12 protein-coding genes, 1 tRNA gene and 2 rRNA genes are annotated in these 15083 nt (G+C 62.5%); 3 read left to right on the forward strand and 12 right to left on the reverse strand.

From position 1 onward, the window contains the following. A partial coding sequence (locus B1526_RS08375) for a transposase (RefSeq protein ID WP_095615611.1) occupies positions 1-737 on the forward strand: 737 nt, incomplete at its 5' end. A 527-nt stretch (positions 738-1264) separates the two neighbouring features. On the opposite strand, the gene B1526_RS08380 is transcribed toward B1526_RS08375, so the two are convergent. After that, positions 1265-1341, reverse strand: a tRNA-Lys gene (locus B1526_RS08380). A 329-nt stretch (positions 1342-1670) separates the two neighbouring features. Further along, entirely contained in the window at positions 1671-3044 is a 1374-nt protein-coding gene (locus B1526_RS08385) for a zinc ribbon domain-containing protein (protein ID WP_162287964.1), read from the reverse strand. Positions 3045-3256: 212 nt separating this feature from the next. On the opposite strand from B1526_RS08385, the gene B1526_RS08390 reads away from it, so the two are divergent. Continuing rightward, positions 3257-6019 carry a zinc ribbon domain-containing protein gene (locus B1526_RS08390; RefSeq protein WP_162287965.1) on the forward strand — a complete coding sequence of 921 codons (2763 nt, stop codon included), beginning with the start codon at positions 3257-3259 and terminating at the stop codon, positions 6017-6019. Between the two features lie 111 nt (positions 6020-6130). On the opposite strand, the gene rplI is transcribed toward B1526_RS08390, so the two are convergent. From rplI to rpsF, 4 genes are all read right to left on the reverse strand, one after another. Then, positions 6131-6577, reverse strand: coding sequence for a 50S ribosomal protein L9 (rplI, locus tag B1526_RS08395; RefSeq protein ID WP_095615614.1), 447 nt, complete (start codon positions 6575-6577; stop codon positions 6131-6133). Between the two features lie 20 nt (positions 6578-6597). Then, positions 6598-6846, reverse strand: a complete 249-nt coding sequence (gene rpsR / locus B1526_RS08400) for a 30S ribosomal protein S18 (RefSeq protein ID WP_095615615.1) — start codon at positions 6844-6846, stop codon at positions 6598-6600. Between the two features lie 65 nt (positions 6847-6911). After that, positions 6912-7538: a single-stranded DNA-binding protein gene (locus B1526_RS08405; RefSeq protein WP_095615616.1), complete on the reverse strand. Its 627-nt coding sequence runs from the start codon at positions 7536-7538 to the stop codon at positions 6912-6914. Between the two features lie 38 nt (positions 7539-7576). Then, entirely contained in the window at positions 7577-7864 is a 288-nt protein-coding gene (gene rpsF / locus B1526_RS08410; RefSeq protein ID WP_095615617.1) for a 30S ribosomal protein S6, read from the reverse strand. Positions 7865-8183: 319 nt separating this feature from the next. Between rpsF and B1526_RS08415 the strand changes: the two genes are divergently transcribed. Next, positions 8184-9197, forward strand: coding sequence for a ribose-phosphate diphosphokinase (locus B1526_RS08415; protein WP_095615618.1), 1014 nt, complete (start codon positions 8184-8186; stop codon positions 9195-9197). A gap of 103 nt (positions 9198-9300) precedes the next feature. On the opposite strand, the gene B1526_RS08420 is transcribed toward B1526_RS08415, so the two are convergent. From B1526_RS08420 to B1526_RS08445, 6 genes are all read right to left on the reverse strand, one after another. Further along, a complete protein-coding gene (locus B1526_RS08420) occupies positions 9301-10284 on the reverse strand; it encodes a ribokinase (protein WP_095615619.1) in 984 nt (327 codons plus the stop codon). Positions 10285-10362: 78 nt separating this feature from the next. Continuing rightward, on the reverse strand, positions 10363-11838 hold the full coding sequence (locus tag B1526_RS08425; RefSeq protein ID WP_095615620.1) for an MFS transporter: 1476 nt from the start codon (positions 11836-11838) through the stop codon (positions 10363-10365). Positions 11839-11926: 88 nt separating this feature from the next. After that, on the reverse strand, positions 11927-12883 hold the full coding sequence (locus tag B1526_RS08430; protein ID WP_095615621.1) for a nucleoside hydrolase: 957 nt from the start codon (positions 12881-12883) through the stop codon (positions 11927-11929). 162 nt (positions 12884-13045) lie between these two features. Continuing rightward, positions 13046-14086, reverse strand: coding sequence for a LacI family DNA-binding transcriptional regulator (locus B1526_RS08435; protein ID WP_235607121.1), 1041 nt, complete (start codon positions 14084-14086; stop codon positions 13046-13048). Between the two features lie 406 nt (positions 14087-14492). Continuing rightward, positions 14493-14609, reverse strand: a 5S ribosomal RNA gene (gene rrf / locus B1526_RS08440). Positions 14610-14809: 200 nt separating this feature from the next. After that, positions 14810-15083, reverse strand: a 23S ribosomal RNA gene (locus B1526_RS08445); the annotation flags it as partial.

The raw sequence follows: 15083 nt of genomic DNA on the forward strand, positions 1-15083 counted from the left end.
CACAGCTCGCCCCGCCCGACGTGCTCGTATGCGACGGCATGAAAGGCATCCTCAAAGCCTGCGCGCAAATCTGGCCGGGCACGCGCATCCAACGCTGCCTGGTCCACGTGCAACGCGACACCAGGGCCGATCTGACCTCCAGACCCAGACTGCAGGCCGGGAGGGATCTCAAACGCCTCGCCGACACGCTCACCCGCATCCACGACGCCGACACGGCCGCCAGGTGGGGCCAGGCGCTCAACGCGTGGCACGAACGCTGGAAAGGCATGCTGGCCGAACGCACGTACGCCAAGGACCATCCCGACGATCCCAGGGCCGCCACGAGCACAAGCGGATGGTGGTGGACCCACCTGCCATTGCGCCGCGCCTATTTCAGGCTTGAACGCCTCTTCAAAGACGGCACGCTCTTTTGTTTCCTCGACCCCACACTGACCGCGCAGGGCCCCGTGCCACGCGACAGCAACCGCCTCGAGGGAGGGCTCAACGCCGCGCTCAAGCGCATGCTCGTCAACCACCGCGGCCTGCCCGAGGCGCACATGCGCCGCGCCTGCGAATGGCACTGCTACATGAACAGCGCCAAACCCGACCCCGCCCGCATCCTCAAGCAACACGACCGGCAGAGCAAACCACGTACAGACCAAGACAACGAGCCCGACATGACCCAGCCAACACTCGGAACCGGCATCGACTGGAACGAATTCCACGCCAGCACACGCTACCCAAACGCAACCGAATGAAAGTCTAAATCAATAACTTTAGTTCCTATATGCCCTGATTGGCGACGACGCCGCGCAATGTCCCCATACGCGCCTCAGTAGTCGCCGTACCGCACACACCATCGTGTGCAGGAAACAATCAACTCGCCGGAACGATTGCCGGTCGAGCTTCGTCATACGCCATCATATGGTCCGCGGACTGCGCCGCGCCGACGATGGCGTCCATTCACTGTTGTTCGAACGCGGACGCCGTCGCGGCGTTCTCCACTTCCGTCATGAGCCTGTCCAGGGCGACTATCGTCGATTCCCATTGGTCATGCATCGCGGTGCTCCTCCTTTCTACATCGCTTCATCTTCATCCGACCGTGTCATCGGATGCCGTACGCACCCGCACATATCGTATCGGGCGCCGCAAACGACACTTTTCGCTCACGGCGATGCCGATGACCGAACCACAATCGGCCCCGGGCACCGCCAGCGCAATCAGGTTCTGCAACGGCGGTCACTATACGGGAAAAGCCCCGACCAATCAAGGCCGAGGCTTCCGCTGGTGCCCCCTCAGGGATTCGAACCCTGGACACGCTGATTAAGAGTCAGCTGCTCTAACCAACTGAGCTAAAGGGGCGTTGGTTTGTGAACCGAGAGATAAATATACTCAGTTTTCGCGTTCGCGCAAGCTTCGGCGTGTCGTTTTTGCACAATCCCCATATTCCAACGTTTTCGACGATGCTCCATGACCTTTTCCCCATGGATGACCCATCATCGAATCCCCAGATCCCCACAACAACATATCGGCATCTTCACAATTTCTTCACATTTCATATCCTGCGTTCCGGCGTATCCACTCGCCGCCCTTCCGCCGCCCACGAACTTCCCCGATATGCGCGCGGCGGTGTCTCGTAGCAGACATCGGCTATCCGGTACGAGACACCGCCGCGCATGCGCAACGTGCCGTCATTCAAGGTCGACGGCGACGCAATCCTCAGCCGCGTAGCCGTTCGCCGGACACCAGGCGGATGCGTCGTCGGCGGACGCGAATTCCTCCCCCGACAGGATCACGTAGTAATCCGCCGCATGGCCGTGCTTCGTGTAGTTGTAGTAGTCGGACGCCCAAATGAGGATCGCGTTCGGATGCTTGTAGTGCAGTTTGAGGAACTGCTCGTAGATATCCGTGTATTTCCAGACCTTGCCGTTGACGTTCATGTTGTATTTCTTGCTCGACAGCTGCGTCGTGTAGTCCGAATAGAACGTATTCGCCGACGATGAGTCGTCGTCGAGCTGCCGCTTGAGCGCGAGCTGCGCGTAGCGTTCGTTGTCGACCGTATCGATCGACGCGCCGCCGAGCGCACCGTCGACGTCGGCCGCCGGCTTGCCTTCCGCTTTTGCCCCGGTCTGCCAAATGACCTTCGCGTTCGTCGGGGACGTGATCTCGTCGGCGGGCTGCCAGTGCTGACGTGAATCGAACGCGATGTCGACGTGCGCTTCGCCGTCCTCGAACGTGATTGGTTGCTTCGCGAAGTCGTAGATCGCGGACGCGATGACGTCGCCATCGTCGTTCTTCACGGTGACTTTGATGTTCGGCTCCGCGTACGTGCCCGATTCACACGACTTCGCGGAGAGATCAAGCGTCGCGACGAGCGACGTGCCGTGCGCGGTCAGGTCGTCGACGTCGACGTCGGGCGTCGCCTTGCACTTCGCCGTCTTGTCCTTGTCTTTGTCGTCTTTGTCTTTGTCGTTGTCGTTGTCGTTCGCATCCGCGTCGTCCGACGCATCCCCCGAATCATCTGACGCCGTCGTCTCCTGCTGCGACGCCGATGCCGACGCTGACGCCTCATCGTTCTTGTGCGTCGACTGCCACCACCAGAAGCCGATCGCCGCGAGCATGATGACGACGAGCACGATGAGGGTGATGAGGAGACCGCGGTTCGATTTCGGCGGTTTGCCGCCGTTGTCGTCTGCACCACCGCTGCTTGGCGGCGTCAGCGGGGGCGGCACGGCGCCCGTCTGCACGGTCGAGGGTGAGGCCGGCACCGTACTGGGAGCGGGGGCGTCCGCGTTCATGACGCCTGCCGGGGTAATCGTCTCCTCATACATCGATGGATCGTATGTCGGCTGCCCATCCGGCACCGCATACGCAGGCAGTGGCGGCAGCGTGGATGTCTGCGTCGATGACGGAGCCGGTGGGATCGTGGGCGCCTCCTGCGGCACCGGCGCCGTCCCCGCGACGCGCGTCGCATCGGCCGCTGTTTGCGGCTGCAGTTTCGCGCCGCAATTCCCGCAGAATTCCTCGGAACCATCGATATACGCATGACATTGTGGACATTGCATCGTCGTTCGCTTCCCTTCCTCGGCCCGTCCCCTCGCATCGGATCGGTACCGTCCTCCCCGGGGCCGCGCCCCGTTCCTTGCTTCGTTCGATATCAAATAATACGCATATATGCGCATCCTTCATGGGCAATGTCCGCGTCCATGATGGATGGATATACTCGAACGTGCAGATTTGTTGTATTTTCTGTCGAAAAGAGAAGGAGAATATTCCCATGCATTGTCCACAATGCGGCGCGGATGTGCCCAATGGCGCACAGTTCTGCCCGTCATGTGGGACGCCGGTGAGCCAGCAGCAGGCACAGGCCACCGTCCCCCCGCCATCCCCCGCGCCGCCCGCACCGGCGTATCCGTCAGCGTCCACCCCGGCACCGCAGCCGATGACGGCGCTCCCACCATATGCAGCACCGGCAGCGCCGGCCCCGGGCGTTGCACCGACGATCCCACAACCCACGTCGGCGATGCCAGCGGCCCCGGCCGCGCCGACCGTGCCACCGGTTCCCGGCGCGCCAGCGGCTGCGGCCCCGGCGCCGCAGCCGGCGACGCCGAAGGCACCCGTGCAGATCACGCCGCAACAGCTCGGCGCATTCGGCACGTCCGTCGGCATCGGCATCGCCGCGACACTCGTCATGTCGCTGCTCGGCATGCTCATCGCATGGGGCTCGACGCAGTCCGCGATCAGCACCATCGGCATCGACAGCGATGAGATGGAGCTCGATTTCTTCCACCGCCTTGGCATCTTCCTCGCGAACGGTGTCGCCGGTGCGACGGCCATCACGGTCGGCGACGCCGATTCCACACTCGCGACCGGCCAGATTTCGCTGCCGCTGTCCTGGATCGGCTACGCGCTTCTCATCGGATGCGCGTTCGGCGCGTTCATGATGGCACGCAAGGCCGCGGTTCGCTTCCGTTGGGTCGGCGTCGTCAGTTCGTTCGCCGTCGGCGTCGTCTCCGGACTCGTCGTGCTGCTGCTTGCGGCGATCATGCGCTACAACTATGCCGCTGATGACGGATTCTTCACGGTGTCCGGAGCGACGTTCCGCACGTTCGCGATGGCGTTCCTGCTCGCGACCGCCGGCGCGCTCATCGGCTATTTCCTTGCCGATACGACCGCCGACGAGTCGAATGTGTTCACGGCCGCATGGACGTGGGCGCATCGCGTCCGCGGTTTCCGCCGTACAATCGTCGAATCGGCGGCCTGCTATATCGTCGTGTCGACGGTCATCGCGCTCATCTTCCTGATCGTCCTCACCTCAAGGACCGGGTCCGACGCCTCGACGCCTTCGGTGTGGGCATTCCTGCCACTTGCGCTGCCCGCGGTCAGCGCGTACAGCGTCGTCCTTGGCTCGTTCGGTGCGCTGGAAATGGGGTTGGGTTCGCAAACGGTGTCACTCTCGGTGTTCGGTTCCGGATCGATGCCCGTCTACAACGAGAGCTGGATGTTGTGGATCTCATTCGTGCTGTATCTGCTGTGCGCGTGCTACGTCGCGCTTCGCGCCGCCGCGCGCAACGCCTACGACCCCTATTACGCCGATTGGAAGTACTCGTGGCAGGCACCGGTCTTCTGGCTTGCGTTCTGGCTCGCCACGCCGTATCTGTTCATGGCGTTCCAGTCGTCGGCCGCCTCCGTCTCGACCCGAATAGTTCCCGCGCTGTGGTTCTGCCTCATCGCCGCGCTGTGGTCGTTCATCATCGAGGCGCTTGGCCGTCTGCTTGGCCCCACCGTCATCCAGTCACTCCCCGGCATATGGCCCATCCTCGTCGGTGGCACCGTGCGCCCCGGCCTGCGTACGACGCGCCATGATCCGAACGAGGTCGTCGTGACGGAATCGGTCACGATGACGACACCGAACGGCACCGCGACCGGCTATGCGACCGAAGCGTTCGCCGTGCCGCAGCCCGGCATGCCCGCAGGCCCCCAGACGCCCGGCATCGCCCCGGCGGTCGCCGCACCGGCAGTGGCGGTGGCGAAGCACCCGATGTCCAAGAAGACGAAGATGTGGCTCATCATCGGCGGCGTCGCCGTCGGCCTCGTCATCGTCCTGTCGATTGTCTTCTCGGTCCTCAACTCGACGACATACAGCGCGTCAGCGACGGCGAAGCGCTACATCGCCGCGATCGAATCGGGTGACTTCGACGGCGCGAACGGCATCGCGAAGCCACAGGTCAAGCACGACCAGATGGCGCTCATGTCGAACAAGGCCGCCCCGAAGGATGGGCGCATCTCGAACGCGCAGGTCATCAAGGAGAAGGCGAACGGCAATGCGAAGACCGTCACCATCTCGTACACGATCGACGGCAAGGAGACGACGCGCGACCTCAAAATGATCAAACGCGGCAGCAAGGCGCTCGTCTTCACCGAATGGGGCGTCGCCGAGCCGATGACGACGACGATCACGGTCGCGAAGCCGAAGTCGGTCACCGCGCTCGCCGTCAACGGCGTCGAAGTCAACGAGAAGAACACGAAAAGCTCGACCGACAACACATGGTCGTTCACCGTGTACCCGGGCACCTACACCGTGTCGGCGGGCAAATCGAAGTATCTGACGTCGAAGAACGCGGAGATCATCGCGAATGGCGAGGACTCGGCGTCCAGCCAAAGCGCGACGCTCACCGTCGAAGCGACCGATGCGTTGACCGACGCGATCCAGCAGAAGGTCAACGCGAAGCTCGACGAATGCGCGAAATCGACCGATTTCTCTCCGAAAGGCTGCCCGTTCAGCGTGTACACGTACGGTGACAAGAAGAACTTCCGCAACTTCACATGGTCGATAAGCGACTATCCGGAGGTGGACGTGGACACCGACTACGGCACGTTCGAGACCGAATACGGCGAGGAAGTCAAGTACACGTACGAGGAGAAGAACTCGGACGGTTGGGAACCGGAGGACGGCGAGACGACGATGTCGTCGATGTCCGGGACCTTCAACGTCGACGGCGACAAAGTCACGATCGAACTCGACGAGAACGACGACTGAGCCGCCCATATGCGGGAAGGCCCCGCGGCCATAGGCCGCGGGGCCTTCCCCATGCTTAAGCTCAGACGGTAATCAACGGTCTGCGGTGGTTCCCTCAGCGGGAACCGGCGGTCACTCGGCGACGACCTTCACGAAGAAGTTCGCCGTGATCTCCGGGTGCAGGGCGACGGTCGCCGGGAACTCACCGGTCGTCTTGATGGATTCGACGGTGATCGACTTCGGATCGACCGCGACCTTGTCGGAGAGCGCCTTCGCGATCTGCTCGTTCGAGATGCCGCCGAAGAGCTTGCCGGATTCGGAAACCTTCGCCGGAATCTCGACCGCGATGCCTTCGATGAGACCCTTGGCCTCAACGGCACCTTCACGCGTCGCGACAGCCTTCGCGAGGCGTGCACGCTTCATCGCTTCGGCCTGCGCGGCGGCACCCTTCGACCATGCGAAGGCGAGGCCCTGCGGGATCAGGTAGTTGCGGGCGTAGCCGAGCTTGACCTCGACGATGTCGCCTGCGTGGCCCAGATTGTTGACGGACTTCTTGAGAATCACCTTGGTGGTAGCCATCTTCAATTCCTCCTCAGGACTCAGCGGCCGTTCGTGGCGTACGGCAGCAGGGCCATCTCGCGGGCGTTCTTGATCGCCTTCGCGATTTCACGCTGCTCCTGCACGGTGACGCCGGTGATACGACGGGAACGGATCTTGCCGCGATCGGAGATGAACTTGCGCAGCAGCGCGACGTCCTTGTAATCGATCTCGGTAACCTTGGCAGCCTTGAGCGGGTTCGGCTTCTTCTTGAACGGCTTCACCGGCGGCTGCGGCCTCTTGCGTGACATCTATGGTCTCCTTACAAATGAAATGATGTGATGTTGGGTATTCGCGTGCGGGCGCGGGGCGGGGATCAGAAATCGTCCTCGTCGCCGTTGCCGCCGAATTCGTTCGTGCCGAAGCTGCCGAAGCTCGAGGACGACGACTGCGAGGCCTCGCCCCACGGGTCGGTCGCCGGAGCCTGCTGCTGCGGCGCGTTCTGCTGTGCACCGTAGTTCGCGCCGCCATTGTAGGCGGCTCCGCCCTGATAGCCTCCACGGTTCGCGTTGCCGGCGGGGGCGTTGTTGTAGCCGCCCTGCTGGTTGCCGACGAATCCGGAGCTCGCCGACTGACGCTGGACCTGTGCGGTCGCACGGCGCAGCGAAGGACCGATGTCCTCGACGCGCAGTTCGACGACGGTGCGCTGCGTGCCGTCCTGCGCCTGATACGAGCGCTGTGTGAGACGGCCCTGAGCGATGACGGACATGCCCTTGGACAGTGTGTTCGCGATGTTCGACGCAAGCGAGCTGCGTGCCGAATCCCACGCCGAGCAGTTCATGAACAGCGTATCGCCGTCCTCCCACTGGTTCGTGTTCCGGTTGAACGTACGCGTCGACGAAGCGATGGTGAAGTTGACGACCGTCGAACCACTGCCGACGGTACGCAATTCCGGATCGCGGGTCAGATTGCCCGTGATCGTGATGATGGTCTCACCTGCCATGTCTTGCCTGCCTATCCTTGCGAATGCCTACAACGAAATTACTTACGGATGATCTTCGTGCGAACGATGGCTTCGTTCAGGTTCATGACACGGTCGAGCTCGTCGCTGACATGCGGCTCGCAGCTGTACGTCACGACGACGTAGTTGCCCTCGCTCTTGCCATCGATCTCGTAAGCGAGCTTGCGGCGTCCCCAGATATCGATGTTCTCGACGGAACCGCCTTCCTTGGTGACGATCTCCATGTGCTGATCAGTCAGCTTCTTCAGACCGTTCTCATCCAGTTCAGGATCGGCAATGAACATCATTTCGTACTTATGCGCAGACATCACCCACCTCCTTCGGACTTTCGGCCACGGACCTTCCGTGACAGGAGTGTGTATGCGTTGTGCCCATGACGTGCCGTCGCACGGATGCGCCTTGACGTCCCAGAGCAACTTTCACAGCATAGCCGCCAAGGGGGACACGCCCGGCGTGCATATGCGGGCGCACCGAACGTCACCCTTCGCGCGTTTCGCCGTGCGAGGCCTCGCACGCCGCCGCTTGGCCGCTTCCGCACACCGGACGGAGCCAAGCGCACATACAGCCGCGTTGATATATTGGTCGTGCTCGAATCACGGCCATCCCACGCATGTTGAAAGGCGAACCATGTCTGCAGTTCTCGAAGGCATACCCGATAAACGTCTCGCACTCGTCACCGGCCGCGCCTACCCGGAACAGGCCGAGGAGACCGCCCATTACCTTGGCACCGAGGTACTGCCGACGACGGCCTATGACTTCGCCAACGGCGAGATGTACGTGCGCTTCGCCGAACCGGTCCGCGGCGCGGACGTCTTCATCATGCAGGCGCATACGCAGCCGATCAACAAATGGATCATGGAACAGCTCATCATGATCGACGCCGCGAAGCGCGCGTCGGCGCGGTCGATCACCGTCGTCGCGCCGTTCTTCGGCTATTCGCGCCAGGACAAGAAGCATCTGGGCCGCGAGCCGATCACGGCGAAACTCATGTTCACGTTGCTGCAGGCGGCCGGCGCCGACCGCGTCATGACGGTCGACCTGCACGCCGCCCAGGAGCAGGGCTTCTTCAACGGCCCCGTCGACCATCTGACGGCGATGCCGGTCCTGCTCGACTACATGCGCAGCCGTCTGCCGCTCGACAACACGACGATCGTCTCCCCTGACGCGGGCCGCATCAAGGTCTCCGAACAGTGGGCCGCGAAACTCGGCGGCCTGCCGCTCGCGTTCATCCACAAGACACGTGACACGACACGTCCGAACCACGCGGTCGCCCACGGCATCATCGGCAATGTCGAAGGACGTGACTGCGTCGTCGTCGACGACATGATCGATACGGCGGGCACGATCTGCGAAGCCGTCCGCACACTCCACGAGCACGGCGCGAAATCGGTCACGCTCGTCGCGACGCACGGACTGCTGTCGGGACCGGCCGTCGACCGTCTGCGCGAAAGCGGCGCGAAGGAGATCGTGTTGATGGACACGGTGCCGATTCCCGAAGAAAAGCGTCTGCCGAACATGACGGTGCTCTCGGCGGCGCCGCTCCTCGCGGCCGGCATCCGTTCGGTCTTCGAGTCGCGTTCCGTCTCGAATCTGCTCAATGGACTCCCCGAGGACATGCGCACACGCAACATCTACGCGTGAGCATGTTCCATGTGGAACACGGCGGCGGTTCCCGATTCCGGGAACCGCCGCCGCCATATATCCACCCTTGTCCGCTTTTCAGCGCATCCGATCAACCATCGGTTCAGTGAGATGACGCGAACATCGCGCACACTTGTTCGGCTGTGCCATAGGATGCCTGCGCGCCGCGGCCGGTCGCCGCATACGCGGAGACATACGACGCGATGCGCGCCGCGTCGTCGAGCGGCATGCCGGATGCGAGCGCCGCGAGCACGGTGCCCATGAACGCGTCGCCGCAGCCGGTCGTGTCGATGGCGTGCACATGCACCGGCTGGATGCGTGTGACGGGCGTCTGCGCATGTGCGTCGAGCACGACGGAACCATCGCCGCCCAACGTGACGATCGCCTGCATGAATCCGATGCCCTGCAGCCTGCGCATTGCGTCAGACCAGTCGAAACCATCCCAGTCGTCATCCTCGGGTTCGTCGACGCCGAGCAGCTGCGCGAGTTCGTGTTCGTTGACGAGCAGGATGTCGGCGTTCGCGATGAGTTCGGCGGGAAGGTCCGGGATGAACGGCGAATCGTTGACGAGCACCCGCACGCCGGCGTCGTGGCACATCCTCGCGCACGCCGTGACCGTCTCAAGCGGGCTTTCGAGGCACAACCCAAGCACCGACGACGCCGTGAGCAGGTCACGCTGCGATACGACGTAGTCGACGCTGACGTCCGCGTTCGAACCGGGCGAATAGACGATCGTGTTCTCCCCGGACGCATCGACGGTGATGACGGTCGTGCCGCTCGGGCCGGGCACCCTGCGCACACCACCGGTATCGACGCCAGCGTCGGCGAGCTTTCCGAGCAGGAAATCGGCGTTCGTGTCGGAGCCCACCGCGCCGAACATATGCACGGTCGCGCCGAGTTTCGCGGCCGCGGCGGCCTGGTTGCCGGATTTGCCTCCGGGGAGCACTTCAAGGGGGCCGCCCGTGACCGTCTCCCCCGGCCCCGGCAGCCGTGCGGTCGTCACCGTGTAGTCGGCGTTCATCGATCCGACGACCGATACCGTGCCGTCGATGCGCGCGAGGAGATCAAGCGTCTGTGCGGTGTCCATGATGATCCTTCTTCCTTGCTTCGTTGCATACGTCGCCAAATGGGCGCCGCCCGCCGGTACGCGGGCGGCGCACCGTCCTTACTTCGCGGGTTCGAGGACCTCTTCGACTTCCTCAGGTTCGTCGACGGTCTTCTCCTGCTGGGCGCTTTCGCCCGCATAGACCTTCTTGTGGAAGACGAGGAACCAGATGAGGCCGAGGGCGACGACGCCCGCCGCGATGAGCAGCAGGTTCGAGTAGACCGCCGCGTGTCCCGTCGCGCCGATGAGCGAACCGCCGCCGAGGGTCGTCGTGCCGAGCTGCGCGCCGAAGATCGCGATGCCGATCGACGCGGTCACATTCATGACGAGGTCGTTCATGCCGACACCACGTCCGGATTCGTCAACGGGAAGCGTATCGAGCACAGTCGAGACGACGGGGGAATACATGAGTCCGCATCCCGCATAGAAGACGCACGCGAACACGGTGAGCACCGCGAAGTTCGTGTTGATGCACAACGCGGAACCAACGAATCCGCACATCATGAAGAGCGACGCGAGCACAATCGCCGGAGTCCGTCCGATCTTGCCGACGATCCATCCGGACGTCGTGCCGAAGATGGCGGCGACGATGAACGCCCAGACGATGTACTGCGAGACGGTCGCCACATCCATGCCGTAGAGCGTCGCGCCCATGCTGTTGAAGATCGGCGAGACACAGTAGTTCGTGAAATAGAACAGCACGATGAGCATGATCGCCGCGAGCCAACGGGTGTTGCGGAAGAACGCGGGTGTGATGAACGGATCATCGGCCTTGTTGATGTACACGGCGAAGATCACAAAGAGCGCGGCGCACACGCCAAGCATCCACCACTTGTTGTACGAGAAGAACAGCGAGAGGAACGCGGACGCAAGACCGAAGATCGCGAAACCGATCCAATCGACGTGCTGCGAACCACCGCGGCGGTTCGGCAGCAGATGCAGCAGGAACGGCAGGAACACAATCGTGACGGAGGGGATGAGGAACAGGTACTGCCACGCGATCGACGTGAGCAGACCCGCGGCGAACACGCCGATCGCCGCCGAGATCTGGTACCCGGCCGTGAACAGGCCGAAGAAGATGACTTTGAGCTCCTTCTTGAGGTACTTCGTCGCGATGACGAGGTAGACGGATCCGGAGACCTGTTCGCCCGCGGTCTGCAGGATGCGTGCGATGATGACGGTCCACAGGTTCTTCGTGAAGAAGAAGTTCGCGATGAACCCGAACAGTGACCCGACGAACAATGTGACGAGCCCGAAGACGATGAGCTTCTTGAGCGAGACGAAATCGCCGAGCGAACCGTAGATGAAGCAGACGATGCCGAGCACGATGCTTGGCAGGCTCGTGATGAGCGCGGCCTGGTCGGGCGCGCCGACGTCCTCGCCGATGTTCGTGAACACGAGATTGAAACCTTGCAGGCACAAGGTGCCGAGGATGAACGTGATGAGCAGCAGGATGAGGGCGTGGACCGCCATCTTGTTCTGGACTTCCGGGTCCATATCGTCCTGCGTGACGACATTGTCAGTTGCAGCACTCATGATAAGTCCTTATATATTTTTGTATGTGTATTGATATCTATAGGTATTGTCGTGGATATATCCATATCTCCGCGACGGTCGCGGACGTTCACGCGGCGGCGCGTGCGACGTTCGTGATGCGTGTCATGAATTCGTCAAGGAAACGCGGGACGTCGACGCCGAGCGCGACGCCCATCGTCTTGTGCGGATCGTTGAGGCGTTCTTCGTCGCCGATCGTGCGGCCGCGCGTCGCGCCTTCGACGTCGACCTTCATATTGATCGGATGGATCGTGACGAGCGTCGGGTCGACGGCGACACCGACGGCGAGCGGATCATGTAGTCCGCAACCGCCGAGGTGCGGCGCGGTCGTCTCGTACGCCTTGATGTAGAAATCGGTCATGTCGGCGAGGAACGTGCCCGCGGCGTTGCCGAGGTCGCGCCACGTCTGCGTCTCCTTATAGGTGAGCAGCGTCTGGAGCGTCACATCGAGGCCGATCATCGTCGCGTCCTTCGTATGGCGGAACACATAGTCGGCGGCGTCCGGGTCCTGCGAGATGTTCGCCTCGGTCCACGCGTTCACGTTGCCCGGCGCCGTGAGCGCACCGCCCATGAACACGATCCTGCCGAGTTCGTCGGCGATCTCGGGAGCCTTCCTGAACGCGGCGGCGATGTTCGTCTGCGGCCCCGTCGGCACATAGACGAGGTCGTCACCGTAGGTCTTGACGGCGTCGATGATGAAATCGACGGCCGGTTCGCTTTCCGCGTCGCGGTCCGAATCGGGGATGACGGCGTCGCCGATGCCGTTCTCGCCGTGGATGAACGCGGAGACCGGGAGCACTTCGAACGCATCCTTCGTGCTCGCATGCGGCAGTCCCCTGTACACCGGCACTTCGGGATGACCGAGCAGATCCGTGATCGCGAGCGCGTTGCGCACGCCCTGCTCCATCAGCACATTGCCGTACGTGCCGGTTATGCCGATGAGTTCGATTTCGGGGCTGCCGAGTGCGTAGGAGATCGCAAGCGCATCGTCGACGCCGGTGTCGAGATCAAGAATGAGCTTCTTCATGGCCCGTCCTTCTTCCTTTTTCCTTCCCATCTCCATCGATGGGATCCTTTCCTCAATCACTGTGGTTCACTGTGATAAAACGTTTTATCACGGTGATGGTTTCATCATACGATACGACGTCAGGTTATGCCACCGGAAGAAAACATGCGCGTCGCTACATCGTCACCGCCGCACCGCGACCGTCGCACCTTCGACGAGACGCGGTTCGAGGAGCGTGACCCAATCCGCACGCGCGCACTCCTTGCCCGTGCCATGCCTGCGGATGCGGCGGTAGAGGGTCTCCCAGCTGCGCACGGCGAGTTTGTGGACGTCCTGTTCGACCGTCGTCAGATTCGACAGCATACCGAAACGTCTCATGATGTTGTCGTACCCGACGACCGATATATCATGCGGCACGTCGACGCCCATCTCACCAAAGCGTTCGAGTACGCCCATCGCCATCAGATCGTTGCAGCAGAACAGGCCCGTCGCGCCGAATTCGACGACGCGCGCGGCAAGGCCGTAGCCGCCATCGTAGCGGTAGTCACCACTGAGCAGCAGGATGTCGTCATCGTCAATCCCATGTCCGTGCAACACATCAACGAACCCGCAGACACGGTTGTTCGAATTCGCATCGTGCGGCTGTCCGGAAATACATACGAAACGCCTGTGCCGCGCCTCAAGGAGGCGTTTCGCCGCGAGCCGCCCACCTTGGACATTGTCAAAACCGACACCATCGCACACATGGGACGTGACGAGACGGTCGATGATCGTCACCGGACAGTGCGCGTCCGCGATCTGCACATTGAGCTCATGCGCATGGTTGTACGTTTCCAGTGAGGGAATGAGGAACATCCCATCGATGTCGCGCGCGAGATAGTTCGTCATCATCGCGCTTTCGTGCGCGCGGTTGTCGTTCGAATTCGACAGGAAGAGCGCGTAGCCTGCTTCCTGGCATTCGTCCTCGAGATTGCGCGCCAACGCGGCGAAGAACATGTTCTCGATATCCGGGACGATGAGCGCGATGAGCCGCGTCTCGTTCGTGACAAGACCGCGCGCGTTCTCGTTAACGACATAGTTGAGGCGGCGCGCGATGTCACGGATGCGCTGTTGGGTGTCCTTCGCGATGCGCGACGGTTTGTTGTTGAGGACGAGCGAAACGGTCGCCGGAGATACGTCCGCCTCCTTCGCGACCTCCTTGAGCGTCACACGTCTGCCCATCATTCCCCGATTCAGATTCAGTGGCGACCGCGGCATGCCGCGACGAAAAACGGATGCTGTCATGTTCCATTGTAGGTCCCGTGTGCGTCGCGATGCGCGGGGCGCGCGTTGTGCGCGGGTGTGGTCTGAGGTGACGCCCGACGTTGCAATAGGCGCCAATGTCGTACGATGCCATGGGTTGCGGTGGCGCGCGACGTTCCGGTGCCTGTCTGTGTCGTGGGGTGCCGTGGTTTGTGGTGGCGCGCGACGGGGGGTGGTGCGAGTGTCGTGCGGTGGCGCGATCCGTGCGGGGGCGCGACGGTGGCGTGCCGGGGCGCGTGGCCTTCCCGCGGTCCGGTGTGCCGGGGTCTGGTATGCGGAAAGCCCCGGGCCACTGTCTGGTGGTGCCGGGGCTTTCGTCTACGTGTTGGTGCGGCGGCGTGCTACTCTCCCACATCCTGTCGGGTGCAGTACCATCGCCGTGCCAGGTCTTAGCTTCCGGGTTCGGAATGGGTCCGGGCGTCTCCCCTGGGCCATGGCCGCCGCAAGTCTTCAGTTCTGTTCGTGTGCCCGTGCCCCTTCCCGTATGGGATGGGGTCCGGGGTGGTTGTTTGGGGACCGGATGGTGGACGCGTGCGTGTTCGTGTTGCGGTGTCGTGTGTTCGCGCAGGTTCGTGTTGATGCTTGTCTTGTGTGTGTTCCGATCGGTCGTGTGTCCCGATCGTGTTGGTTCCAACCGTGGTGCCGGTGTTGGTCGTGTTCGACCGTTAGTGCCGGTCGGCTCCACCGCTCGCGCGGCTTCCACGTCCGGTCTATCGACCACATGTTCTCGTGTGGGGTCTCACGCCACCTCCAGGGTGGCCAGGAATCCTTATCTTGGAGCGGGCTTCCCGCTTAGATGCTTTCAGCGGTTATCCCTCCCGAACGTAGCCAACCGGCCGTGCCGCTGGCGCGACAACCGGCATACCAGAGGTTCGTCCACCCAGGTCCTCTCGTACTATGGGCAGGCCTCCTCAGGATT

This window comes from Bifidobacterium criceti (assembly GCF_002286935.1).
Classification (GTDB): domain Bacteria; phylum Actinomycetota; class Actinomycetes; order Actinomycetales; family Bifidobacteriaceae; genus Bifidobacterium; species Bifidobacterium criceti.